The following is a 24,559-nucleotide window of genomic DNA, read 5'->3' on the forward strand; positions in this document are numbered from 1 at the left end:
ACGATAAAAAAGCCACTGAATTATCCAGCAGCTTTTTCCGTGTTTTTATCGCCATACTTTTGTTTTCTTATGCTTGTAATGTAAATGAAGAGAAAAGCAATAAGTAATAGAGAGGAGTAACGATATACAGTTGCATAGTTTGTAAAATGAGCAATAAATCCAAATATAATCGCTCCAGCGCCGATTCCAAGGTCAAATGCGGAGAAGAATGTAGCTGTTGCTACGCCGCGTCGATGCGGTGCTACGCGGTCAATCATCCATGCTTGTAGTGCAGGTTGGATCGCTCCAAAACCACTTCCGTAACATGCTGCAGCAATAATTAAGCTCGGAATTGTCGTCGTATACGACAATAAAATAATGCCTGTAAACGTTATAATAACTCCCGGAATGATGACGAATGTATGGCCTTTCGCATCATATAGCCTTCCAGAGAATGGACGAGTTACAGCAATTGCTAGTGCATTACATAAAAAGAAGAGGCTAATATCAGCTATGCCGACTTCTGTAGCAAATAGTGTGATAAAACTTCCGATTCCTCCGTACATTAATGTAATACATAATATTAATAATGAAGGAAGTAAAGCTTTACGCTCAATAAATCCATCGAGAAAAGTACTAGATGATTGTTGTGGCGGCTGTTTCGTTTTTTGGATTTGAAGTAGTTTCGTTAATATTAATGAAACAATTGTGCACGATAGTGCACATAAAAAAAGAATTGTGAAGTTATATGTTTGCATGAGCCATAGTCCTATAAGTGGACCGAGGGCCATTGCAATTGTTCCAGAAAGGCCAAAATATCCCATGCCTTCTCCGCGGCGAGCTGAGGGAATTAAATCAGAAACGACAGTTCCATATGTAGTCGTTGTAATACCGAAACCAGCTCCGTGTAAAATACGAACAGCAAGCAAGAGAAAGATAGTTGAGGCGAAAAGGTAACTGCCCATAGCGAGTAAACAGATAGCAGTACCGATCATTAAAATGATTTTTTTATTAAATTTTTGCAAGGCGTTCCCAGTTAGCGGTCTAACAAAAAGTGCCGCAACGGTAAACATACCGACAACAAATCCGATATTGGAACTTGTGCCACCAATTTCTTTCACATAAACAGGTAAGGTTGGAATTAACATTTGAAACCCTAAAAACATACATAAGTTTGCAAAAATTAAAGCAACAAACTCTTTTGTCCATAACGGTTCTCGTTTTACGAGTATTGCTTCTCCCATATATTCATCCCCTATATAAAATTTTCCCGCTATTCACGGGCAGTAAAACTCCCACCTCAAAATCGGACTGGAGCAAAGAAGTTAGGTGGGAGATCAACTGCCCGTAAATGCCCGATTGGTTCAACTAATAATCAGTGGGGGATGAACACCCCCCTCACTGATTAAAGTTTCACTTTATCTCTTTTCTTTCGAGTATATGTATTGGCCAATGCAACAGTCAAGGAAGGTGTCTTGAAAACGGATAACAATTTTTAAGGCGAAAAACTGACAAAGTTGTGTAAAAGCTACACAACTATGAAAAAAAGATGTAAAGTATAGATGTATAGACTTGTAGGTGTTAAGAATGATAGAAATTGTTTTTTCTTTAAAGAAAGCGGATTCAAAAGAGTAGTGAACAAGAAGGGGAGATATACTTTTTCACTACATATATTTGAAAAGGTTTACAATATGATGAAGAAAGAGGCGTGTACATATGAGACGATTAGGTATTTCTATTTATCCAGAACATTCAACAGTAGAGAAAGATAAGGAGTATTTAACATTAGCAAGTAAATATGGATTTACACGTGTGTTCACATGTTTATTATCTGTGGATGGAGAAAAAGAGAAAATTATTGAAGAATTTAAAGAAACGATCTCACATGCGAATGCATTAGGGTTCCAAGTATTAGTTGATATTAGTCCATCTGTTTTTGAACAATTAGGTATTTCGTATAATGATTTATCATTCTTCCATGAATTGGGTGCGTACGGTATTCGTTTAGATGTTGGTTTCTCAGGATTAGAAGAATCAATTATGACTTATAATCCGTATGGTTTGAAAATTGAGATTAATATGAGCAATGGTACGAAGTATGTAGATAACATTATGAGTCATAGACCAAATCGTGAAAATTTAATTGGTTGTCATAATTTTTATCCGCATCGTTATTCAGGGTTATCATACGATCATTTCATTAAATGCTCGAAACAATTTAAAGATTACGGTATGAGAACGGCTGCTTTTATTTCATCATTTGATGCAACATACGGACCTTGGCCAGTAACAGAAGGGTTATGTACATTAGAGCAGCATCGTGAATTATCGATGACAACACAGGTGAAGCATTTATTTGCGACAGAATTAATTGATGATGTTATTATTGCAAACGCATATGCGTCAGAAGAAGAATTACAAGCACTAGGTGCATTAAATAAAGAGAAACAAACATTTGATATAGAACTATATGATACAACGACAGAACTAGAAAGAATTATCGTATTAGACGAACCACATTTTTATCGCGGAGATGTATCTGAATATATGATTCGTTCTACACAAAGTCGTGTGAAATATAAAAAAGAAGAGTTTAAACCTCATAATACGCGCGAAATTAAGCGTGGAGATTTATTAATTGATAATGAACAATATGGCCAGTATAAGGGCGAATTACAAATTGCATTAAAAGATATGGTGAATACAGGAAAAACAAATGTAGTTGGTCGAATTATAGAAGAAGAAATTTTCTTATTAGATTATTTACAAGCATGGGATAAATTCGGATTCATATTAAAGAAATAGAGAGAATATAAAGGGGAAAAACTACTGATTTCAGCAGCTTTTCCCCCTTTATATATAAAGAGCGAGAGGAAGAGCTATGACAAAGGTGCAGCAGCGATTAATTTCTATTTTAGAGGAGTTTTTAGAAGAGAAATCGATGTTAAATCGAGCTTTTTTAGCGGGCCGTTTACATGTATCAACGAAGACGATTCAAAAGGATATAAAATTATTAAATGATATATTGGAAGAAAACGGAGCAAAAATCGAATCGCAAAGAGGGACTGGGTACGAATTAGAAATTATACAAACGAAGAAATTTGAAGACTTTTGTGTGAGTCTATTTCAAAAACAGACGGAAAAGATCCCAACTTCTTATGAAGAAAGAATAGCGTACATTCTGCAGCGTGTTTTAACGACAGAGGGATATGTGAAGCTTTCAGAATTAGCGGAAGAGATTTATGTGAGCAAATCAACGGTTAATTTAATTATGAAAGAAGTTACAGATATATGTGGTCGCTATAAATTACAAATTGAGAAGAGACCGTATTATGGTATACGTATTGTTGGAGAGGAATTTAATATTCGTTCTTGTTTATCACAATATGGTTTACCGCGTTATGACCATACTCCGTTTCATGAGCAATTTGAGCAGACGGAGACATATTTATCGCTACCTTATATATCACACATCCGTTCAATTATATTAAAGTATATTGAAGGTGGAACAATATATTTATCTGATATAGAAATTGATAATTTAGTCATTCATATTGCAATCGCATTAAAGCGTTGTCAAAGTCAACATTATATGAAAGAACTGCATACGGAGCAATCAGAACTTATAATAAAGAAAGAATATACAATTGCGAAGCAGATTTTAGGAGATTTAGAGAAAGAGTTGAAATTTTCATTTCCAGAAGAAGAAGTATTATATGTGACGATGCATTTATTAAGTACTGCTGTTACAACGAGAGATCGCTATGAAAATGTAGAAGAGCTATTAGGAAAAGATATATATGCATTTATGCAACATATTCTTTTTAAAGTAGCGGAAGAACGGAATCTTATTTTTTATTATGATGAAGAATTATTATTTGGATTTGGTATTCATTTAAAAACGTTATTAAATCGTTTGAAGTATAAGTTAAATACGAGAAATCCTCTTTTGGCAGAAGTGAAAAAGAATTATCCGTATGCTTTTGAAATTGCGGTTCTTGTTGGAGATATCATTGGTGAATATACGGGTGAATCGATCCCTGAAAGTGAAATTGGCTATATTGCAATTCACTTCGGCGGAGCGATGAGCCGTTTGCAGGAGCAAAATCAAAAGAAAAGATGCTTATTAGTTTGTGCGACTGGTCAAGGAAGTGCACAACTATTAAAATATAAAATTTTATCACAGTTCCGAGATAAATTAGAGATTGTAGGTATTACAGGCTATTATCAATTGAAAGTAGAAGATCTTTATAAAGAAAAAATAGATTGTATTATTAGTACGATTCATATACCGAGTGGCTTGCCTGTTCCAGTTATAAAAGTGAATTCAATATTTGATGATAAAGAGATTAAATCGATTGGTCAGCGGTTGTTTACGCATGTGAATAATAGTGTGCAGCCTTATATTAAGGAAGATTTAATTTTTTTAAATCATAGTGCTTCTACGAAAGAGGATGTTATTCAGTTTTTATGTGAGAAAGCTGCTGAGAAACATTATGTACAAGAAAACTTTTATGCTTCTGTTATGGAAAGAGAAAATACGTCTCCGACAGCGGTTGGGAATTCAGTTGCAATCCCGCATCCGATGCAGTTATTAAGTGAGGAAACTTTTTTGATGTTTTGCACACTTGAAAAGGCTGTTGATTGGGGAGATAAAAAAGTACAAGTAATTATTTTATTTAGTGTAAAGCGCAATAATAATGAAGATTTGCAAAGGCTTTATGATTTTTTATATGATATTATGTCTAGTCAAACTACGATAGAGAAACTTACTCAGACCGAGGTAATTGAAGATTTTCAAGAGATTTTATTATCATTTTGAAAAAGTATATAAAAACTTCCGTTACATAACGGAAGTTTTTTATGTTTAATTGTATGCGTTTTCATAATAAGATAAAAATATAGAAAACATATAGCTTGGGGGAATTTAAAATGGCTGATATGCAAACTCCATTTGCATTAATTTTACATGGTGGCAATGCGAGAAGTGCAGCGCTTGAAGCAATCGCTTTTGCAAGACAAGGAGATTTTGAGAATGCGGGTGAAAAGATGAAACTTGCTAGTGAGGAAATTTCAGCAGCACATCGTATTCAAACGGATTTAATTCAAGAAGAGGCAAGAGGAAATCATACAGAAATCAGTTTACTGTTAGTGCACGCACAAGACCATTTAATGAATGCAATTACAGTGAAAGAACTAGCTGAAGAATTTATTACTCTTCATAAACGAGTAGAAGAGAAAGTGACAGTATAAGATGTATATTTTATTATGTTGTGCAGCAGGCATGTCAACGAGTATGGTCGTAAGAAAAATGCAAGAAGAGGCAAAGAAACAGGAGAAGAATTATAAAATTAAGGCGGTTGATTCAGAACTTGTGAAACTTGAAATAAAAGAAGCCGATGTCGTTTTAATCGGTCCACAAGTGAAATATTTATTTCCAGCTGTAGAGTTTCTTGCAAACTCATACAACATACCAGTTGCAATTATAGACCAACGAGATTATGGCATGTGTGATGGTTTGAAAGTGCTTAGGCAAGCAGAACAATTAGTTTTAGCATAATTATATCTTTTTAAATATAAACATTATAATGTTATAAAGTTTATTTCATTCTTTTATAGTAGAGAGAAAGAGGAGGGCTATTGATGAATGGGTTTATGAGTTTTATGGAACAAAAGATTATGCCAACAACGCAAAAGATTGCAGGACAACGACATTTATTGGCAATTCGAAATGGGGTTATTTCTACATTACCGTTAACGATCGTCGGGTCATTTTTCGTTATCTTTTTAAATTTACCAATTGATGCATATATGGAATGGATTGCACCGTTTCGCCATATTTTAGATATTCCATTCCGATTTACAGTAGGACTAATGGCCTTATACGCAGCGTTTGGAGTAGGGGCTTCGCTCGCGAACTTTTATCAGCTCAATCAATTAAGTGCAGGGCTACTATCTGTACTCGCCTTTTTACTAGCATCAGTTGAACCAATTCAAATTACGAAAGCTGTACCAGGTGTTATTGATGCAGGTCGATATATTTCAGTAGGAACACTAAGTGCAACGTCTTTATTCGGCGCAATTGTGACAGCATTAATTGCAGTGGAAATTTATCATTTTATGATTAAGCATAATATCTCAATAAAATTACCAGACAGTGTACCACCAGCAGTTTCAAATTCGTTTGCAGCATTAATTCCAACATTAGTAGTTATTCTTTTATTCTGGGGCATTCGCTACGGTTTGAAATTCGATGTAAATACAACAATTACATACTTAATCGCACCATTAAAATCAGTACTAGTAGGAAATAACTTATTCGGTGGTTTATTAACAGTATTCTTAATCGTGTTCTTCTGGTCATTTGGTATACATGGACCGGCAATTTTAGGACCAATCATTCGTCCGATGTGGGATTCCGCAATTCTTGAAAATATGGAAGTGTTCACGGCTACAGGAAATGCACATCAGTTACCAAACTTATTTACAGAGCAGTTCATTCAATGGTTCGTATGGATTGGCGGATCTGGCTCAACGTTAGCTTTAGTAATTATGTTTATGTTCTCTAAATCTAAGTTCCTAAAAGAGTTAGGTAGATTATCATTCGTACCAGGTTTATTCAATATTAACGAGCCAATTATTTTCGGGGCACCAATTGTAATGAACCCAATCTTAATTATTCCGTTCGTTATTACACCGTTAGTGACAACGACAGTATCATATTTCGCAGTTGTTTCAGGTATGATTCCACTCATGATGGCGAAATTGCCATTTACGATGTTAGCACCAATTGCAGCGGTGATTAGTACGGACTGGACAATTATGGCTGGTGTACTTGTACTTGTTAACTTTGTAATCTCATTCGTTATTTACTATCCATTCTTCAAAATGTATGAGAAACAACAATTAGCAGGAGAGGAGAAAACAGAATGCTCGGAGCAATTATCATCTTAATTACATTTGTGATCGGACAGTGTATTGCCCATTATTCGAAATGGGTACAAAGTAAATCCTTATTAGTGTTACTACTAGTATCAGTTTTATTTATCGGTTGTTCAATGGGTGCATATGTAATGTTAGGTCTACACTCACCGTACGTAATTATTGTACCGACAATTTTATGTGCAACATGTTTATCTGCAAAATATAGATTTACGAGCATGGCATTAATACAACGTGTGAAGGAGATGCAAAAGCATGGAGCGTAAATTAGGGATTTCACTTTATCCAGAACATTCAACGAAAGAAAAAGATATGGCTTATATTTCGTCAGCGGCACGACACGGTTTTTCAAGAATATTTACTTGTTTGTTATCTGTGAATCGTCCGAAAGAAGAAATTATAGCTGAATTTAAAGAGATTATTAATCATGCGAAAGATAACAATATGGAAGTTATTTTAGATGTAGCTCCAGCTGTGTTTGATCAGCTTGGTATTAGTTATAGTGATCTATCATTTTTCGCAGAGTTAGGTGCAGATGGTATTCGATTAGATGTAGGCTTTGACGGATTGACGGAAGCGAAAATGACGAATAATCCGTACGGTTTAAAAATCGAGTTAAATGTAAGTAACGATATTGCGTACTTAGAAAATATTCTTTCGCATCAAGCGAATAAATCAGCTTTAATTGGTTGCCATAATTTTTATCCGCAAAAATTCACTGGTCTTCCGTACGATTATTTCATTCGCTGTAGTGAACGCTTTAAAAAGCATGGTATTCGCAGTGCAGCCTTTATTACATCACATGCCGCAAACATCGGTCCATGGGATATTAACGACGGATTATGTACGTTAGAAGAGCATCGTAATTTACCAATTGAAGTACAAGCGAAGCATTTATGGGCAACAGGGCTAATTGATGATGTCATTATCGGAAATGCTTATGCAAGTGAAGAGGAGTTAGAAAAACTAGGAAATTTAAATCGCTACATGTTACAGCTAAAAGTGCACTTTGTAGACGAAGCGACTGAAGTAGAGAAGAGAGCTACGCTGCAAGAATTACATGTAAGACGCGGCGACATAACAGAGTATATGATACGTTCTACAGAAGTGCGTAAAAAATATAAAGACTATGACTTTCCAGTGCGCGAAAGTGTGCTACAGGAAAGAGGGCAAGTTGTAATTGGTAATAACTCATTCGGAAAGTATAAAGGTGAACTGCAAATCATTTTAAAAGAAATGCCGATAGATGAACGGAAAAATATCGTCGGTACAATTGCGGAAGAGGAGTTATTCTTACTAAATTATGTAGGAGCTTGGACGCAGTTTACTTGTGTGGAATAGAGAAGAGAAGGAGAGGATGCTGTGGCATCCTCTTTTTTCTATTGATATAGTAGTCTATCGTATATAGAATGCAAAGAGATAGATTTCATTTGGACGGGAGAGAAGGAGATGGAAGAGTATATAGATGATTTATTAAGGCGGATGGCTGATGAAGAAACAGAGATTTGGCATCGTGCGTATGATGAAGCAAAAGCGTTAAATGACTTATTAACTTTTCCTTATTTACAGCAGAAGGTAATCAAAGCAAAAAAGGTATCTATGAAGAAAGATATTTATTATTTAATGACGAAACTCGCCATCAATACGAAGGAAATCTATATTGCTGATTATCTTATAGATCGTTTGGAATGTGAACAAATCCCGACTTTGTTAAGTGAACTGCTTAGTAATATTTATACATTGCCAGAAGTAAGTAGTACAAATAAAATCATTCCGTATATTTATCATAAAAACGATAGTGTTCGTTATTGGGCAGTTGCTTCCTTAAAGTTATATAAATCGTTAGAAGCGGAAAGTGCGTTGCTAAAGTTGCTGGATACTGAAGAAAATAAAGATGAGATTACACATATTTGTTATACATTGCTTGAGATTGGAACGAAGCAATCGATTCTGCCGTTAACAAAGCTTTTATATGGTAATAGTGTCTATGTTCGTTCAACCGTTATTGAGGTTTTAGCAAAAATAGGGGGATCGGACTTACAAATAGTTTATATTGAAGCTTTACATGATAGAAATGTGATGGTGAAATATGAAGCTGTTCGAGCTATTTATACGTATGGCGACGAAATGGCAATGAGAGCAATTTGCGAACGTGTGAATAAAATTGTTGCTAGAAGACGTAAAAATGAAGTAGAGCCTACGGATGAAGCAGAGATTATCATTGCTCTTCGTTTCTTACATAAGTTTGCTAATCATGAAGAAGTTTTAAAGATATTTGATAAAGTGTACAAAAAACGTGGAAACTTGTTTATGTCGGAGAGGGAGTGGCTTCGACATAATATTACTTACTTTCAAGAGAAAGAAAGCATGTAAGAATCATAAAAAAGAGCCAGCCTCAACGATGAGACTGACTCTTTTTTATAACTAGTTTAATACTTTAACTGTAACTGTTTTACGTCCCCAGCTACTTGATGTGCCTTTATCTGGCATTAAAACGTCGATTTTATTACCTTTAATAGCCCCACCAGTATCACCAGCGATTGCTACTCCGTAACCTTCAACCCATACTTTTGAACCTAATGGAATGACACTTGGATCAACTGCAATTAGTTTCATGTTTGGATTAGCTGTTAAGTTATGACCCATAGCTGATTTTACTTGGTCGCCTGCTTTATAGCCATTTTCAAGTGGATCTGCTGTGTAAGCTGTTGCTACAACACGTAACTCACGAGAAGATGATGGTGTACTTGTTTCAGTTTCTTTTGCAGCAGGTTGTTGTGTAGCTGGTTTTTGAGCTTTAGCCGCTTCACGAGCTTTAGCTGCTTCTTGAGCCTTAGCCGCTTCACGAGCTTCAGCTGCTTCTTGAGCCTTAGCTGCTTCACGAGCTTCAGCTGCTTCTTGAGCTTTAGCCGCTTCACGAGCTTTAGCTGCTTCTTGAGCCTTAGCCGCTGCTTGAGCTTCAGCATCTGCTTGAGCTTTAGCTGCTTCACGAGCTTTAGCCGCCTCTTGAGCTTTAGCTTCTGCTTGAGCTTCAGCATCTGCCTGAGCTTTAGCTGCTTCTTGAGCCTTAGCTGCTTCACGAGCTTTAGCCGCTTCTTGAGCCTTAACTTCTGCTTGAGCTTCAGCTGCTTCGCGAGCTTTAGTTGCTTCCGCGGCCTTAGCTTTTGCTTGAGCTTCAGCTACTTCTTGAGCTTTAACTGCTTCACGAACTTTAGCTGTATCTTGAACTGTAGTTGTTTTTTCAACTTTAACTACTGGCTGAACTTTAATTGGAGCTTTACCTGTTAAGTAAGGAACATGAACATAAGCTGTTTTTCCGTTATATTCAAATTGAATCCAATCATTTTGTACTTGGTGTGTTGTTTCGATTATATCATCTTTTTTCAACTTACCAAGAATCTCTGAATCTGTGTTTGCACCAGCACGTACGTTTAATACGTTTGCTGTTACGTAGTAAGTGTCTTTTGTATAGTCAGCGCTTATGAAAGCTTCTTTACCGCTATTCAATTGAACTTTTGACCAACCATTTTCTGTATGTAAAACATTTACTTTATATCCATCTAATAATTTTCCTACAACTTTTGATTCAGTAGTTGGGTTTTCTCGTACGTTTAGTACGTCAGTCGTTACGATTGTTTCTGCTTTAGCAGATGTTGTGAAAATCCCAAGACCAAAAACCGCTGCTGTTGCTATACCCATAAATTTTTTCATAATAGCCTCCATTGCATTTGTTTTCGTTGACCTCATTATAGCAACCATTATTTTCTTATTTGCGAAAAACATATAATTACAAAGCTTTCGTAACGGAGCATTAATATTCTGTAACAATTCCATAAATATCCTGATAGCGCTTCCTTGTTGTTTTTTGGCGTATCAGGGCATATAAAACACAAAATGAGTAGCATTTCAATTACTATAACATTAATAATATTACAGTAATGTTTCTCTTGAATGTCTGTAGTGTTACAAGAATGATGTATTTTACTGTTTGAATGAAAAATTAGTTATGAAATGATAATGTTTTTAGGTGTGAAAACATATAAACGAGGTGAAATTTAATAAAATATCGATATAATTGTTACAAAATCAGTCGATGTATGGAAAAAATTACGCCTTGATTTTCGTCTGTTACATAGTATTTTTGCAATAATAGGATTAGATAATAGCCTTAGTACCTATAAATAATGAAGAGTAATAGAATGATAGTTGTAACGTGAAACATATATAATAGAAGAAACTCGATTTAATAGGTAAATAAAAAACGCAGGAGTGTAAACTCCTACGTTTTTGTTTATTCATATCGTAAACATTCAATTGGATCAAGTTTTGCAGCTTTGTTAGCTGGTAGTAGTCCGAATGCAATACCGATCAGCATTGAAATACCTACTGCAAGAAGTCCAAGTTCTTTTGAGACAACGAGTGGCCATCCAGCAAAGATTGAGACGATCCAAGCGAAGAAAATACCGAGCATGAATCCGATGAAACCACCAAGTCCTGTTAAAATACAAGATTCGATTAAGAATTGTGTTAATACTTTACCACGTGTTGCACCAAGAGCTTTACGAATACCAATCTCACGTGTACGTTCTGTTACAGATACGAGCATGATGTTCATTACACCGATACCACCAACAAGTAAGGAGATAGCAGCAATACCACCGAATACCATTTTCATCATACCGATTGATTCGTCTAGTTGTTTCGTAAATTCACCTAAGTCTTGTGCTTCGAATTTGTGCTCAAATTTAGGAGCTTTCAGTTCGTTTAAGACAGAAACGGCTTGTTTTTCTACACTTTTACGTTCTGTCGGAGAGGTCATTGTTAATCTTACGGAGTCATACTCATTTACTCCTGAAATTACAGGTGCATTTTCAAGTGATGTATAACCTTCAGGCATAGGCATTCCAAAGTCGTTTTTCGTTTCGTATACACCGACTATTTTATAAGGCTTTCCTTTTATATCTGTGTATTGGTTTGATTCCCAACCACTAAATAATTTGTTGAAAGCTTCTTCATTTAATATAACAGCAGGGATTGCTTGGTTTAGTTCACTGTCATTTAATTCACGACCGTGAACTAATTTTATTTTCGAATCTTTCATAAAGGCGCCTGTTCCACCTTTTAAATCAAGATTTACATCTTTTGAACCAGCAGATGCTTTTACTTTCATACTTACGTCTGGATATACATCTTTAACGCCTGGTACAGTTTGCAGACGGTTTAGCATATCAGGTGTGATTTTGGCACTATCTGTTCCGTAATCAGGATTGTTGTAGTAAATCGTTACTTCGTTATCTTTTCCTTGGCCTAATTCTTTTTTAAACTTTGCGTTTGTACCATCACCCATTGAAATGATAGTAATAATGGCACTAATACCGATAATAATACCTAGCATCGTTAAGATGGAACGCATTTTATGAGCAAAGATAGAGGAAAGGGCCATGCGTATATTTTCACTCGTATTCAAAATTAACCTCTCCAATCTTGGACGACATTTCCGTCACGAATTACAATTTGACGTGCTGCAGCTTCCCCAATTTCACGGTCATGGGTAATCATAATGATTGTTGAGCCTTGTTTATTTAATTCGTAAAAGAGGTCCATAATTTGTGTACTTGTTTTCGTATCAAGTGCTCCCGTCGGTTCATCGGCTAAAATGAATTTTGGGTTATTTACGATTGCGCGGGCAACGGCGACACGTTGCTTTTGACCACCGGATAATTCGTTTGGTAAGTGAGTAGCGCGATCAGCTAAACCGACTTTTGTTAAAGCGGCTAATGAGCGTTCGCGTCTTTCTTTTTTATCAACTCCAGCGTAAATAAGAGGTAGCTCTACATTTTGAAGTGCTGTAAGTCTCGGTAATAACATGAAGTTTTGGAATACGAATCCGATTTCTTTATTACGAACATGTGCAAGTTCTGTTTCAGACATGTTTGAAATGTTTTGTCCAGCTAGTTCGTACGTACCCGTCGTCGGTTTATCTAAGCAACCAATAATGTTCATTAATGTTGATTTACCAGAACCAGAAGGTCCCATAATAGAAGTGAATTCTCCTTGATTCAGTGTTACGTCAATTCCGTGTAATATTTGAACGGATTCTGCACCATTTTGGAAGGATTTCGTGATGCCTTTTAAGTTAATCACTGGGCGACAACCTCCATACCATCTTTTAAGTCTTTTTCAGGTTTAGAGATAACTTCCTCTCCTTTTTTCACTCCAGAAACTTTTGATTCGCTATCAGTCTCGAATTCAACAGTAACTGCTTGTTCTTTCGCTTTACCGTCTTTTACAACGAAGACAACATTTTTGTCACCTTTTTTCACGATACTGCTTTTCGGAACAATTGTACCAGTTGCTTCGCCAGATTTACTTGTTACGTATACGTGGAAGCCGTTTTGTAGTTCGTCACTATTATCTAATGTGACAGTGAATTGATAGTTAGAAACAGTTTTATTTTCATCCATGCTCTTTAATGGTGTAGAACCGATTTCTGTTACTTTTCCTGTCCAAGTCTTACCAGCGACAGTTTTTGAGGAAACAGTTACTTCTTGCCCAACTTTCATACTAGCAAGCTCATATTCAGAAAGTTGACCTTTTACCTTGAATTGACCAGCGTGACGAAGAGTAATTCCGCTCATACCTGTTTTTTCGTCAGCAGTTTTCACGATATCATCAATTACGCCATCAGCAGGACTTGTTACAGAAAGTGTGTTTACTTTTTCTTTTGCTGCTTTAATCATTTCATCAGCTTTTTCAACTTCAAACTTTTTCATTTCAAGTTGTGATTCTAATTGCCCAACTTCAACTTCTGATGCTTTTAATGCTTCAGAAGGAAGGCCTGCATTTTTATCTTTTTGTAATTTTTGTTTCGCTGCATCAATTTGTTTTTGAAACAACGTTACTTCTTTTTGTGCGATTTTCTTTTGCATTTCTGCTTCTGTTACACCTTGTTTAGCAGTAGGGTCATTGTATTTAAACAGAAGCTGACCTTTTTTCACTTCATCGCCTTTTTTTACAGCTAATTCATATGTTCCTTTTGTTGGATCGAATGAAATAGTTTCAATTCCGTTTGGAATAACTTCGCCACCAAATTTTTGCGCGTTTTGGATTTGTTTTTCAGTTACTTTATATCCGCTATATGCCATTGCTACTTCTGAACCGCCACCACCAGCAAATGCAAAGTATGATCCAGCTGCAATTCCAATTGCTACTACACTAGTAATTAACACTTTATTTTTCTTTTTCATCTATTTATCACCTTTTCGTTCGTTTTAGTATCTACATTAAGTATAGAAGAGGTGAAGAATCTGACAAATCGTTTTAGCTTACAATAACCTTACAGTTTTGTAAGGTATGAATATGTAAATGTAAGGTAGAGGTTGTCCTAGTATAAGCAAATGAATTGACTCGTTGTTTCTTTCTTACAATAATATTGTATGAAGGAGAGGAGGAAGGAAGATGGAAGCTTATTTTAGTGCGCATCCATTAAAATCGTTTATTCCATACTCAAGACAACACGTCCTTATATTATTTATTATGTTGGTGGGGATATTTTTTCTGTATCAATACCAAGATTTATTGCGTCAAAGTGAGTGGAATATAACGGTTCGATATGCGATTGCATTTTTATTTATAGGTAGTGAAATTGGGCTCTATATGTGGGAGTGGAAAGCGGGGATTTTTGAGCTAGCTACTTCATTACCGTTTGAGTTATGTACGATTAGTTTATTATTAGCGTCGATTATGATTGTAACGAAAAGTTATCGCATATATGAGATTGTATTTTTTACAGGAATTATTGGTGCATCACAAGCCATTTTAACGCCGAACTTGCAGTATACTTTTCCACATTTTCGTTTCATTGAATATTTCATCGCACATGTATTGCTCATTTGGGCACCGCTCTTTATGACTTGGGTAGAAGGGTATCGTCCTACATTACAATCTATTAAACGTACGATGATATTTTTAAACATATTGATTCCGATTGTTTCGTTTGTAAATTACAAAACAGGCGGTAATTATATGTTTTTAGCTCATAAGCCAGAAACTGCTTCATTACTCGATATGTTAGGGCCGCATCCTTACTATATTATTTCATTAGAAATAGCTGCGCTTATTGGATGTTACACTTTGTATATGCCGTTTGCGAAAAGAGAGAGGCATGCGCATAAAGAATCACTAGGATCATAGCCTAGTGATTTTTTATCTTTAAAATATTTACAATTCTGGAAATTAAGAATAAAATTAGGGGGTAAATTATATATAGAGAGAAGGGAAAACGTGGTCAAAAAAGTTTTTCTAAATGGAATGGAAGTGACGATTCAATTTCTTATTTCGATTTTGGGGATTATTATTTTAGGGGCTTTGCCGAAATTATTTTATGGATTTAAGATGGATGTATCAAAGTACATACAGACTTTAAAAGAAGTGTTTGTGAACTTAATGGATATTTCCAATTTGCAATATGTGAGAGGTAAATTTTTATTTCCACAGTTGTTCGTCCATTATAAAGAAACGATTCTTATTTTTTTGGCTGCTTTTTTCATTTCATTATTTGTAGCATTTTGCATTGTTTATGTAATTATGAGTAGTTCACCGCGTATACAACATCGAATTAAATCATTTCTTATCTTCCTAGAATCCATTCCAGATATTCTTCTTATTTTAGTATCACAAATCTTAGTTGTATGGTTTTTTAAACAAACAGGTTTTTTACCTTTTCAAATTGCGTCAATTGGAGGCGAGTCGATTAGAGGGTTGCCAATATTGTGTTTGAGCATCCCGACTACGATTATGTTTGTAAAAATGGTAGTGATTCGTTTTGAAAATGAACTAGAAAAAGATTATGTACTATTTGCTAAGGCGAAAGGGCTGGGGCGTTTTCATATTTTAAATCGTCATATTTTACGAAATGTGTTGCTTAGTACATTATTCTTTGCGAAAACGAATATCTTTTTTATGTTATCTAATTTATATATTATAGAATGGATTTTTAATACGGGTGGTATTTTTATGTTTTTGAAATCGTATGAGGGTATTAGAGTTGAGGTTTTCATCGTTAGTATGCTGCTTATATATATCCCGATATTTATTTTATTCAAGCTGTTTCATTATTTCATTCCAACTGCGATGAAGGAGAGATTATAATATGTGGATGTATATAAAACGCGATAAAAGATTTTGGATAAGTATTGGGTTTCTTCTCATATTAGTTCTTTTGAGCATCGGAAATACGTTATGGAATGATGGACACATTAGGCAAGTTACATTGCAATATGATGCAGATGAAAATCCACAAGTGCCACCGTTTTCACCTTCATTACAATTTTTACTCGGGACAGACCGGAAAGGATACGACCTGTTACATTTAGTCATTGAAGGTGCGAAGTGGACGATTGGTATATCTATTTTAATTGCGGCACTTAGAATGGTGATAGGTGTGTTTTTTGGTGTTGTGCTTGGAACATATGTAAAAAGAGGTTTTTCAAAAATTGAGGCTTTCTTTGATAGTTTTACAGTTATTCCAACAGTTATGATTGCGTACTTTTTTCTTCACTTTGCAAATGCATTTGGGAGTGGAGAGGAAACAACAACCTTTTTTGAAAGGGCTTCGTTTCAAGTTTTATTACTTGTAATGCTTGTGATGCCAGTTATTGCACTGTATGTTGCGAAGGAAGTCCGTAAGTTGAGAACCGAAGAATTTATTGAAGCTGCGTGCATATTAGGTGGATCGAGAAGGCATATTGTTATAAAGCATATTTTCCCGCATCTCTATATGACGTTTATACTTGTATTTTTTCAGCAGTTTACGCAAACTCTTACTATTTTACTGCACTTAGGGTTACTAGAAATATTCTTTGGCGGAACAGTTCAGTTTTTAGGACCGATAGAAGAAATAGAATCATACACACATGAATGGTCAGGCTTAATTGGAGTCTATTTTAGATCATTAACAGTGAATCCGTGGATCCCTCTCGTTCCGATTACATTTTTTGGACTTACTATTTTTTCAGGAAATATGATTGTAAAAAGTATAGAAGAGGCGATGTTGAAAGTAAGATTAGGAGGAGAGATAAAGAAGGACGTAGTAGAAGCGGAACAATCTGTTGTGCAGTCAAAAGAAGATTTATTTACTTTTAAACATACGATGTGAAGAGAAAAAGAAGCAAGCATGGATTTCATGCTTGCTTCTTTTTTTTATTTTGTAGAAACTTCACCTGCAGCTTCTGTTTGCGGAATAAAGTATCCAATTATACCACCGATTATTGCTGGAATGATCCAGCCAATTCCTAAGTTATAAAAAGGAATGGTGTGTACGATATTAGCGATAAAATCTGGTATCATTTCCACATTATCAAGTGCATGAATACAGCTAATAATAAACGCTGCGATCATCGCTCCAATGTAGACAGAAGGTTTACGTTTCGTATATTTATCGATAAATGATACGAAAACTAAAATGATCGTAATTGGGTACAAAATAATTAATACAGGTAATGTGATTTTAATTAATAAGCTTAATCCTAAGTTTGAAATAACGAAACTAAAGATACAAACGTATAGTACAAGCTTTTTGTATGAAACATTTGTTAGCACTGTTGTGAAGTAATTTGCAAATGCACTCACAACACCAATTGCCGTTGTTAAACAAGCGAAGATAATGGCGATACTTAATAAAATATTACCGCTTGTCCCAAAGAATTGATACATAACAGTAGCTAATAGCTGCCCACCGTTTTCGAATTGTCCTAAGTTTCCGTTTGAAGCTCCAATATAACCGAGTAAGAAGTAAACAATTGTTAAGAATAGAGCAGCGATACTTCCGCAAATGATTGTATATTTTGCGATAGATTTCTTCTCTTGTATACCATTTTGACGAATTGCATTTACAACAATTGTTGATAGTACGAGAGCCCCAATTGCATCTAACGTTAAAAATCCTTCAAGAAATCCTTTGAAAAACGGGATGTCTTTATAGTCACCGATAGGTTCTGCAAACGTCCCTGGTGAAAGAATCGCTTTTGTTGCCATAATTGCAATAATTACAAGTAAAATTGGCGTTAATATTTTACCGATATGATCTACTAGCTTGGATGGATTTAATGATAAGAAGTAAACGACTGTGAAGAAAATCGCACTAAAAACTAACATAGAATACCATTGATCTGGGAAAAGTGGTGCAATCCCGATTTCATAAGATACAGATCCAGTTCGTGGAATAACAAATAGTGGGCCGATTGAAAGATAAATAATGATAGCGAATACTGCTGCGAATTTTGGATGAACACGGCTCGCTAAAGTGTTAAAACTACCACCAGCAAGGGCAACAGCAACGATAGCAAGTAAAGATAAACCGACGTCTGTAATAATAAACCCTGTAATGGAAACCCACATATTTTCTCCGGAAGAAAGACCAAGAAGGGGCGGGAAAATCATATTACCAGCACCGAAGAAAACTGCGAATAGTAATAAACTAATCGAAAGTATTTGCGCTGGTTTTAAAGTTGTACGCATATAAAGAAAATCCTCCTAATGAGTATTTTTTGTCGAAAATTCAAATAATTTGTCGAGTAACTGTTATTATTTTAAAGGTCTGATGATTAGAAAGCAATAGGGAATTTTGAAAATATTAAAAAATAATGCATTAAATCGAATAAATATACTATTTATATGTTTAATAGGAAGGATTTAACTTTTAACATAAAAAAACACATACCGCTAGGATACATGTTTTAAAAAAATATTTTTTTATCACGTTCTTCTTTTAAAATTTCAACTGCTTCTCGGAAACGTTGTGAATGGACAATTTCTCGTTCACGTAAAAAGCGTAGGCTGTCATTTATATCTGGATCATCTGATAAGTTAATGAGCCATTGATATGTTGCGCGTGCTTTTTCTTCAGCTGCAATATCCTCGTATAGATCGGCAATTGGATCACCTTTAGCCTGTATATAGGTTGCAGTAAATGGAACACCAGCAGCGTTATGGTAATGAAGAGCGCTGTCATGGTCGACGTAATGAGGGTCAAGACCAGCTGCCTTCATCTGTTCAGGAGTCGCATCTTTCGTCAGCTTATAAACCATCGTAGCAATCATTTCAAGGTGAGCAAATTCTTCTGTGCCAATATCAGTAAGAAGGCCAATGACTTTATCAGGAATTGTATAACGTTGATTTAAGTAACGTAGTGCAGCAGCTAACTCGCCATCTGCACCGCCGTATTGCTCAATTAATAATTTTGCAAGTGCTGGATTGCAAGTTCCCACTTTAACTGGGTATTGTAATTTCTTTTCATAAATCCACATAGTTTCTCTCCTTTATATTTGCCATGGCCAAGGACCTTTGCTCCATTCCCAAGGGGCATTAGAATAGCTGTTTCCAAACTGTTGGAGTGGTCCGTATTTTTCTTCCATCTTTTGTTTTAATACTCTCCGTTTATAGGAAAAATCATTAAATTGATTAATCGCAGCGGTGTCATCTGGATGTGTATCTAAATAAAGAGTGAGTTCAACTAGTACAAAGTCCAGTTCTTGAAGCTCCAGTAAAAGCTGATAGTATTCTTCTGGTAGCGATTGAGTCACGTCAGTAGTCACCGCCCTTTTTTATAAGGATTTTCATAATAGTCATAAAAAACAGGCCATAAAGTCCCTTTTTGTAGTGCTTCTTTTGGCGTGAATTGCGGTAAGTTTGGCGGTTGAAAGCCTAAAAATAAATTAGGAGGAGTAGAATAATATTTTTTTCCGATAGGAGGACAAGGATCGAGAGGACTATGATAGGGCACGAATGATCTCATATATTTATTCACGAATAAACCTCCTTAAATGTTCATTACTACGTATTATATTCAGACATAATAGGCCTTTATGACACATATAAAAAAGTAATAAGTGCAGGGGGAATGAATGTGGAGAATGTAAAAAATTTAATTGTGTTAGAAGTAAAGAACTTAAAGGAAACTCTGTATTTTTACGAAGGAATTTTAGGAATAACACCTAGTTCAGAAAGACCACAATTAGATATTACAGGTGTTTGGTATGATGCCGATTCAACGAGAATTAGTTTTGTTATGAATCGCATGTTAGGAGGAAGAGAGAAGAGTGTTACGAATTCATGCGATGGTTTAACATTTTCGATTTCTAACATAGAGAAGTTAAAAAAGAAGCTAGCGTTTTATGAAATTTTATATATGGAAAACAAAAGTGAGAAGAGTATTGTAGTACAAGACCCAGATGGATACAAACTTCAAGTGATAGAGAAGGCCGAATAAAAGGAGGGGATTTAGTGGAGAGAAATTATGAAGAAAGTGCGTTGTTTGAGCATCAATTTTGGCTAAAGGTGCTTACTGATCATTCGCAATTTTTACTTGATGCATTAGCTCCGAAGGAAAAAGAGGATATAAAGAAGGCCGCTTATTTTCTTGAAACATTTACGAATCTTTTAAATAAAGTACATAATGTGAATCTCATTACATTTTCAAAAGAGGCAGAACGAGCCGCAAAGGAAATAAGAATGTTTAAATTAAGTATTATACAGAAACAACTCGAGGGAAAAATCACTATTCATTTTACGCCAACTTTCATCAATCATATGGTAAACGAAGTAGAAGAGTATATAACAGTGTTAGAATTTTTAAAGAAAGGAGAAGTTCCGCCTGTTTTTCATGAATTACATTATCACCTTGTTTGGTTAACAGATGCGGCTGGTCATGCAGGATCTATTTCTGGTGGACTAGATCTTGTTGAAAAAAGATTAAAAGAGAAAAGTGAAGAATTCACGAAGCACTTTGAAAAATTTTACTTAAAGGCAGTTGAGATGACAGGGTATTTACGGACAGAGCTTCATCATTTTCCTGCATTAAAGAAGTTTACAAAAGATGTTTCACTTGAGTTAAAATTATTTTCACATTTTCTCCATGAAGTTGAAGAGCTAGAGTTATCGAATGAAATATTAAGTACATTATCTGCTAGAATGGCGGATCATATGGCAAGAGAAGAATGTTATTACTTATTAAAATTAGCGCAATCATCTGGACTTGAGATACCAAAATGTAATCCGCTTTAAAGAAAAAAGAGGCCAATTTTATTTGGCCTCTTTTTCTGTTTTATTTTCTCTTTTTATTTTCGCTTGTTCAATACTTGCCTGTAATGTCTCCATAATATTGATGATGTTTGGAGTTGGAGAGATTGTTTCGGTTTTTTCCTGTTGTTCAATTTTGTTTTCGATTAGTTCGGTAAGTGCTTCTTTATACTCATCTGTATACATTTCTTGTTCAAAAGGATTTGTAAGGTGGTGGATTAAATTAATTGCTGCTGTGAGTTCTTGTTTTTGAATAGGATAATTTTCATTACTTGGTAAGTTAGGTGTATTTGTTATATCGCGAATTTCATTAGGATAGTGAATAGTTTGTAACATAAGCCCATCTTCAAAGTTACGGATAATAGCTAAATGTTGTTTTTTTCTAATAGAAATATGAATAAGCCCAAGTTTATTTGTACGTTCAAGAGCCTCTTTTAATAATAAATATGATTTTTCATGTCCTGGGGTAGGGCCTATAAAATAAGAACGGTCATAAAGAACAGAATCGATTTCGTTATTTTGGACAAAAGATATAATACGAATGGAGCGTGGTTCGTGAGCTTTTTGTAATTCAGCCAATTCTTTTTCATCTATAATAATGTATTTATGAGGTGCGTATTCATAGGCTTTTACAATATCTGTATCATCGATTTCTTCATCCGTGCAATCGGGAGCAAATTTTTTATATTTAATAGGTGTTAAGCATTCTTTATGGAGACTTAAAAATTTTATATCGTTTTCTTCTACAGCACTATATAGTTTAATTCCTATATTTAATAATCCAAGTGAGAGTGCACCTTTCCATACGGTATGCAAATGAAGCCTCTCCTTTCCTTACAAATGATTATGTATATTATGAGATAGTAAGAAATTTCCTATACGTTTATTTGCTTTTTTAGTGAAGAGTAAGCGGGAGAGCCTGAGATATAAAATATATTGACAAGCCCTTCGAAATATTTTAATGTGAGTGTATAAAATTGTCTATAAAGGGGAGTAACTTATTACAGTAAAGTCGTCATTACAGGGAGAAACCCTCGGCTTTATTGGCAACGTTCCGTTGTTAGTGAGACCTTTACCAGCAATGGTAAAGGCCCCTTATTGTCTTTTTTAGGACCCTTACCATGTTTGGTAGGGTCCTTTTTGTATACAAAGAGAGGAGATATAAAAATGAAAAAACTTATTAGTAGATTAAGAGTTGTATTTCATGTTCGCCGATTTGTTCCATTTCTATTTGACTTTTTCACTTCAAAAGAGGTTTCAATAAAGAAGAAAATTTTATCTATTGCGTTTTTAGTTGGTTATGTTGCGATGCCGCTCGATTTAATTCCAGACTTCTTACCGTTTATCGGTATTTTAGATGATATTGGAATTGTGTTATTTATTTTGAACCGAATTGTAAAAATGGCGCCAGTTCAATTACAAGAAAAGCATAACGTAAACGTAGGATAGGAGTTAAAAATATGGAGCAAATTATTTTAGATATAATCGAGTTTTTAAAGCAGTTTTCTTATTTTGGAGTTGTGTTAGCATTAACGTTTGAATTTATTCCAGCAGAAGTAGTTTTGCCCATGGTTGGTTATTGGGTGTACGAGGGAGATATGAATTTTTGGCTTGCTGTACTAGCCGGAACCCTTGGCGGAACGACAGGACCTTTAACGTTATATGCACTCGGTTATTACGGCGGTCGTCCTCTATTAATAAAATACGGGAAATACTTCTTCATTAAAGAAGAACAAATTCAAAAAGCAGATGATTTCTTTGAGAAATATGGACCGGTTGTAGCATTTGTTGGACGCTTTGTGCCAGGAGTTCGAACGCTTATTTCTGTTCCGTGTGGTATGGCGAAAATGAACATATGGAAATTTAGTATATATACATTTGTAGCAATGTTCCCATTAACGACTTTATATGTTTATTTTGGAATGAAATTAGGTCCTCATTGGGAAAAAGCAGCGGACGTTGTTGGGCAATATATGCTACCGATATTAGGAGGCGTTATTCTTATCGTTGCTAGTATCTTTGTCTATAAATATATGAAGAAAAGAAATAAAACGGAATCTATCTAGTCATTTGAATATTTTTTGAAAATAGATGAATAGTACAGGCAAAAGACTCTGAGGGACATACACATATAGGGAATATAAAAGAGAGAGGGGAAACAACTATGTCTTGTGAGTGCTCAGGGTCAGCATTAACTTGTTGTCCAGATAAAAATTATGTGCAAGATAAAGTGTGTAGTCCGTGGTCTGCTACTGTAGTTGCAACAGCAATTGATAATGTTCTCTATACAAATAATATTAACCAAAACGTAGTTGGTACTGGTTTTGTTAAATATGATGTTGGACCAGGCCCAATTACTGTAGAGGTACTTGATTCTGCTGGGGGTACAATTGATACACAAACATTAAACCCAGGAACGAGTATTGCTTTTACGTATCGCCGCTTTGATAGTATACAAGTTGTGTTACCTGCAACACCTGCTGGAACGTATCAGGGAGAATTTTGTATTACAACACGTTATCCACTTTCATAGCAGAATAGGAGAGGTTCAAAATGGGAATGAGAAGTTCCAGTTTGTCTTGTTGTTCTAATAAAACACTTGTGCAAGACCAAGTATGTACAGACTGGTCTATTACAGGTGCTGGTACTCAAATTGTATATACAAATAATATCACGCAAGAAGTATATGGTTCAGGTTACGTGAAATACGATGTGGGAGCCAACCCGATTACAGTTGATTTTTTAGTAGGGGCAACAGTAGTTGATACAATTACTGTACAACCACAAAGTAGTGGTACTTTCACTGTCCGATATTTTACTACTGTCCGAATTACTACGACAGGAACGACTGTTAATCAAGGTGAGTTTTGTATTACAGTACGTTATCCAATCTCATAAAAAGCATACCGTGAACGGTATGCTTTTTTTGAGAAAGTAATGAAATTGGTATTCTATAAGCAACATGTAAATTCGCAACAGTACTTGCCTTCTAAATATAGTGAAGGATTACTTGTTATATTGATAATACTGACTGACTGTAAGTTTTTTCCTGTGTACGATATTGTATTACCAGGAAACACAGTGAAAATATTGGTTGTGGCTCCAACGATTTGAATTGTAATTGATTCTGTGCTGCTAGTACTATTGTAAACCGAAACAGTACCTGATATAAGTAGTATCCCATCACTTTGCCACAGTATCATTGATTGTGATGCATCTTTGGTAGAAGGAATGGTGTTATTAGTTATAAGGAAATTCCCTGCAAATTCATTTGTTACTCGCTCGCAATTTGGATTTGGAGGAGGGGGCGGTGGACAAGGGGCTGGACAAATAATAGATAAAGGAGCGAAACAGCCGATATTTTTTTTATTCTTCAATACAACCCCTCCTTTTAAGTGGTCTTTTACTACTATTAAATGTAAAAGCATGGCCGATGTGTTAAAAAAAGAAGGAAATATTAAAAATTAAGATTGTCTAATAGGCTTAAACCTTAACTTATCATTAGTGTTATAGAAAAGATTATATGTGAATAGTCATAGGAAAAGAATGATCAGACTCTTTT

Annotated in this window: 29 protein-coding genes; 18 read left to right on the forward strand and 11 right to left on the reverse strand. The window is 35.2% G+C overall.

Translation table 11 applies throughout. The annotated features are described in order from the left end of the window. Nucleotides 1-20: 20 nt before the first annotated feature. The gene (locus tag DOS87_RS04100; RefSeq protein WP_000503241.1) at nucleotides 21-1,223 is read right to left on the reverse strand and encodes an MFS transporter; all 1,203 of its coding nucleotides are present in this window, start codon (nucleotides 1,221-1,223) and stop codon (nucleotides 21-23) included. 472 nt (nucleotides 1,224-1,695) lie between these two features. Here DOS87_RS04100 and DOS87_RS04105 point away from each other — a divergent pair, with 472 nt between their 5' ends. From DOS87_RS04105 to DOS87_RS04140, 8 genes are all read left to right on the forward strand, one after another. Then, the gene (locus tag DOS87_RS04105; protein ID WP_208730208.1) at nucleotides 1,696-2,784 is read left to right on the forward strand and encodes a DUF871 domain-containing protein; all 1,089 of its coding nucleotides are present in this window, start codon (nucleotides 1,696-1,698) and stop codon (nucleotides 2,782-2,784) included. Nucleotides 2,785-2,860: 76 nt separating this feature from the next. After that, nucleotides 2,861-4,801 carry a BglG family transcription antiterminator gene (locus DOS87_RS04110; RefSeq protein WP_000170103.1) on the forward strand — a complete coding sequence of 647 codons (1,941 nt, stop codon included), beginning with the start codon at nucleotides 2,861-2,863 and terminating at the stop codon, nucleotides 4,799-4,801. A 110-nt stretch (nucleotides 4,802-4,911) separates the two neighbouring features. Next, a complete protein-coding gene (locus DOS87_RS04115) occupies nucleotides 4,912-5,232 on the forward strand; it encodes a PTS lactose/cellobiose transporter subunit IIA (protein WP_000774625.1) in 321 nt (106 codons plus the stop codon). A gap of 1 nt (nucleotide 5,233) precedes the next feature. Beyond that, nucleotides 5,234-5,539 (forward strand): PTS sugar transporter subunit IIB, encoded by a 306-nt coding sequence (locus DOS87_RS04120; protein ID WP_000275633.1) that lies wholly within the window; start codon nucleotides 5,234-5,236, stop codon nucleotides 5,537-5,539. A gap of 83 nt (nucleotides 5,540-5,622) precedes the next feature. After that, the gene (locus DOS87_RS04125; RefSeq protein ID WP_001013060.1) at nucleotides 5,623-6,933 is read left to right on the forward strand and encodes a PTS sugar transporter subunit IIC; all 1,311 of its coding nucleotides are present in this window, start codon (nucleotides 5,623-5,625) and stop codon (nucleotides 6,931-6,933) included. Further along, nucleotides 6,909-7,187 carry a hypothetical protein gene (locus DOS87_RS04130; protein ID WP_000900039.1) on the forward strand — a complete coding sequence of 93 codons (279 nt, stop codon included), beginning with the start codon at nucleotides 6,909-6,911 and terminating at the stop codon, nucleotides 7,185-7,187. Before DOS87_RS04125 ends, DOS87_RS04130 begins: the two co-directional genes overlap by 25 nt. After that, nucleotides 7,177-8,262, forward strand: coding sequence for a DUF871 domain-containing protein (locus DOS87_RS04135; protein ID WP_000440072.1), 1,086 nt, complete (start codon nucleotides 7,177-7,179; stop codon nucleotides 8,260-8,262). Before DOS87_RS04130 ends, DOS87_RS04135 begins: the two co-directional genes overlap by 11 nt. 108 nt (nucleotides 8,263-8,370) lie before the next feature. Then, a complete protein-coding gene (locus DOS87_RS04140) occupies nucleotides 8,371-9,294 on the forward strand; it encodes a HEAT repeat domain-containing protein (RefSeq protein ID WP_000393375.1) in 924 nt (307 codons plus the stop codon). A 51-nt stretch (nucleotides 9,295-9,345) separates the two neighbouring features. On the opposite strand, the gene entC is transcribed toward DOS87_RS04140, so the two are convergent. From entC to DOS87_RS04160, 4 genes are all read right to left on the reverse strand, one after another. Further along, nucleotides 9,346-10,755, reverse strand: coding sequence for a cell wall-binding protein EntC (entC, locus tag DOS87_RS04145; protein ID WP_000421981.1), 1,410 nt, complete (start codon nucleotides 10,753-10,755; stop codon nucleotides 9,346-9,348). A gap of 457 nt (nucleotides 10,756-11,212) precedes the next feature. Further along, complete coding sequence (locus DOS87_RS04150) at nucleotides 11,213-12,388, reverse strand: ABC transporter permease (protein ID WP_001097714.1); 1,176 nt, start codon at nucleotides 12,386-12,388, stop codon at nucleotides 11,213-11,215. A 2-nt stretch (nucleotides 12,389-12,390) separates the two neighbouring features. Further along, on the reverse strand, nucleotides 12,391-13,065 hold the full coding sequence (locus tag DOS87_RS04155) for an ABC transporter ATP-binding protein (protein ID WP_000609101.1): 675 nt from the start codon (nucleotides 13,063-13,065) through the stop codon (nucleotides 12,391-12,393). Beyond that, nucleotides 13,062-14,168, reverse strand: a complete 1,107-nt coding sequence (locus tag DOS87_RS04160; RefSeq protein ID WP_000728803.1) for an efflux RND transporter periplasmic adaptor subunit — start codon at nucleotides 14,166-14,168, stop codon at nucleotides 13,062-13,064. Before DOS87_RS04160 ends, DOS87_RS04155 begins: the two co-directional genes overlap by 4 nt. A gap of 211 nt (nucleotides 14,169-14,379) precedes the next feature. On the opposite strand from DOS87_RS04160, the gene DOS87_RS04165 reads away from it, so the two are divergent. From DOS87_RS04165 to DOS87_RS04175, 3 genes are all read left to right on the forward strand, one after another. Beyond that, nucleotides 14,380-15,114 carry a YwaF family protein gene (locus DOS87_RS04165; RefSeq protein ID WP_000388717.1) on the forward strand — a complete coding sequence of 245 codons (735 nt, stop codon included), beginning with the start codon at nucleotides 14,380-14,382 and terminating at the stop codon, nucleotides 15,112-15,114. A 90-nt stretch (nucleotides 15,115-15,204) separates the two neighbouring features. Then, the gene (locus tag DOS87_RS04170; protein WP_000239683.1) at nucleotides 15,205-16,071 is read left to right on the forward strand and encodes an ABC transporter permease subunit; all 867 of its coding nucleotides are present in this window, start codon (nucleotides 15,205-15,207) and stop codon (nucleotides 16,069-16,071) included. Between the two features lies 1 nt (nucleotide 16,072). Beyond that, complete coding sequence (locus DOS87_RS04175; RefSeq protein WP_000266973.1) at nucleotides 16,073-17,077, forward strand: ABC transporter permease; 1,005 nt, start codon at nucleotides 16,073-16,075, stop codon at nucleotides 17,075-17,077. A gap of 44 nt (nucleotides 17,078-17,121) precedes the next feature. Here DOS87_RS04175 and brnQ2 read toward each other — a convergent pair whose 3' ends face one another. The 4 genes from brnQ2 to DOS87_RS04195 form a co-directional block, all read right to left on the reverse strand. Beyond that, entirely contained in the window at nucleotides 17,122-18,438 is a 1,317-nt protein-coding gene (brnQ2, locus tag DOS87_RS04180) for a branched-chain amino acid transport system II carrier protein BrnQ2 (RefSeq protein ID WP_001260933.1), read from the reverse strand. A gap of 218 nt (nucleotides 18,439-18,656) precedes the next feature. After that, complete coding sequence (gene cotJC / locus DOS87_RS04185) at nucleotides 18,657-19,226, reverse strand: spore coat protein CotJC (RefSeq protein WP_000265275.1); 570 nt, start codon at nucleotides 19,224-19,226, stop codon at nucleotides 18,657-18,659. A 12-nt stretch (nucleotides 19,227-19,238) separates the two neighbouring features. Continuing rightward, the gene (locus DOS87_RS04190) at nucleotides 19,239-19,502 is read right to left on the reverse strand and encodes a spore coat protein CotJB (RefSeq protein ID WP_000194492.1); all 264 of its coding nucleotides are present in this window, start codon (nucleotides 19,500-19,502) and stop codon (nucleotides 19,239-19,241) included. Nucleotides 19,503-19,510: 8 nt separating this feature from the next. Then, entirely contained in the window at nucleotides 19,511-19,726 is a 216-nt protein-coding gene (locus tag DOS87_RS04195) for a spore coat associated protein CotJA (protein ID WP_001046257.1), read from the reverse strand. Nucleotides 19,727-19,819: 93 nt separating this feature from the next. Here DOS87_RS04195 and DOS87_RS04200 point away from each other — a divergent pair, with 93 nt between their 5' ends. Next, a complete protein-coding gene (locus DOS87_RS04200) occupies nucleotides 19,820-20,188 on the forward strand; it encodes a VOC family protein (protein ID WP_003257386.1) in 369 nt (122 codons plus the stop codon). Between the two features lie 14 nt (nucleotides 20,189-20,202). Continuing rightward, a complete protein-coding gene (locus DOS87_RS04205) occupies nucleotides 20,203-20,982 on the forward strand; it encodes a DUF2935 domain-containing protein (protein WP_000440984.1) in 780 nt (259 codons plus the stop codon). Between the two features lie 18 nt (nucleotides 20,983-21,000). On the opposite strand, the gene DOS87_RS04210 is transcribed toward DOS87_RS04205, so the two are convergent. Further along, a complete protein-coding gene (locus DOS87_RS04210; RefSeq protein WP_000557750.1) occupies nucleotides 21,001-21,813 on the reverse strand; it encodes a non-homologous end joining protein Ku in 813 nt (270 codons plus the stop codon). Between the two features lie 351 nt (nucleotides 21,814-22,164). Here DOS87_RS04210 and DOS87_RS04215 point away from each other — a divergent pair, with 351 nt between their 5' ends. The 4 genes from DOS87_RS04215 (at nucleotide 22,165) to DOS87_RS04230 (ending at nucleotide 23,895) form a co-directional block, all read left to right on the forward strand. Further along, entirely contained in the window at nucleotides 22,165-22,446 is a 282-nt protein-coding gene (locus DOS87_RS04215; RefSeq protein WP_000733844.1) for a YkvA family protein, read from the forward strand. Between the two features lie 11 nt (nucleotides 22,447-22,457). Then, a complete protein-coding gene (locus DOS87_RS04220; protein ID WP_000435017.1) occupies nucleotides 22,458-23,063 on the forward strand; it encodes a DedA family protein in 606 nt (201 codons plus the stop codon). A gap of 98 nt (nucleotides 23,064-23,161) precedes the next feature. Beyond that, entirely contained in the window at nucleotides 23,162-23,530 is a 369-nt protein-coding gene (locus DOS87_RS04225) for a DUF3992 domain-containing protein (RefSeq protein WP_001277542.1), read from the forward strand. Nucleotides 23,531-23,550: 20 nt separating this feature from the next. Then, the gene (locus tag DOS87_RS04230; protein ID WP_000525819.1) at nucleotides 23,551-23,895 is read left to right on the forward strand and encodes a DUF3992 domain-containing protein; all 345 of its coding nucleotides are present in this window, start codon (nucleotides 23,551-23,553) and stop codon (nucleotides 23,893-23,895) included. A 53-nt stretch (nucleotides 23,896-23,948) separates the two neighbouring features. Here DOS87_RS04230 and DOS87_RS04235 read toward each other — a convergent pair whose 3' ends face one another. Beyond that, nucleotides 23,949-24,332: an S-Ena type endospore appendage gene (locus DOS87_RS04235; protein WP_223838136.1), complete on the reverse strand. Its 384-nt coding sequence runs from the start codon at nucleotides 24,330-24,332 to the stop codon at nucleotides 23,949-23,951. Here DOS87_RS04235 and DOS87_RS29990 point away from each other — a divergent pair. Next, nucleotides 24,217-24,465: a hypothetical protein gene (locus DOS87_RS29990; protein ID WP_003276823.1), complete on the forward strand. Its 249-nt coding sequence runs from the start codon at nucleotides 24,217-24,219 to the stop codon at nucleotides 24,463-24,465. The two genes, DOS87_RS04235 and DOS87_RS29990, sit on opposite strands and share 116 nt — an antisense overlap. The last annotated feature ends 94 nt before the right edge of the window (nucleotides 24,466-24,559 follow it).

The organism is Bacillus sp. CR71 (assembly GCF_003429245.1).
GTDB lineage: Bacteria > Bacillota > Bacilli > Bacillales > Bacillaceae_G > Bacillus_A > Bacillus_A thuringiensis_S.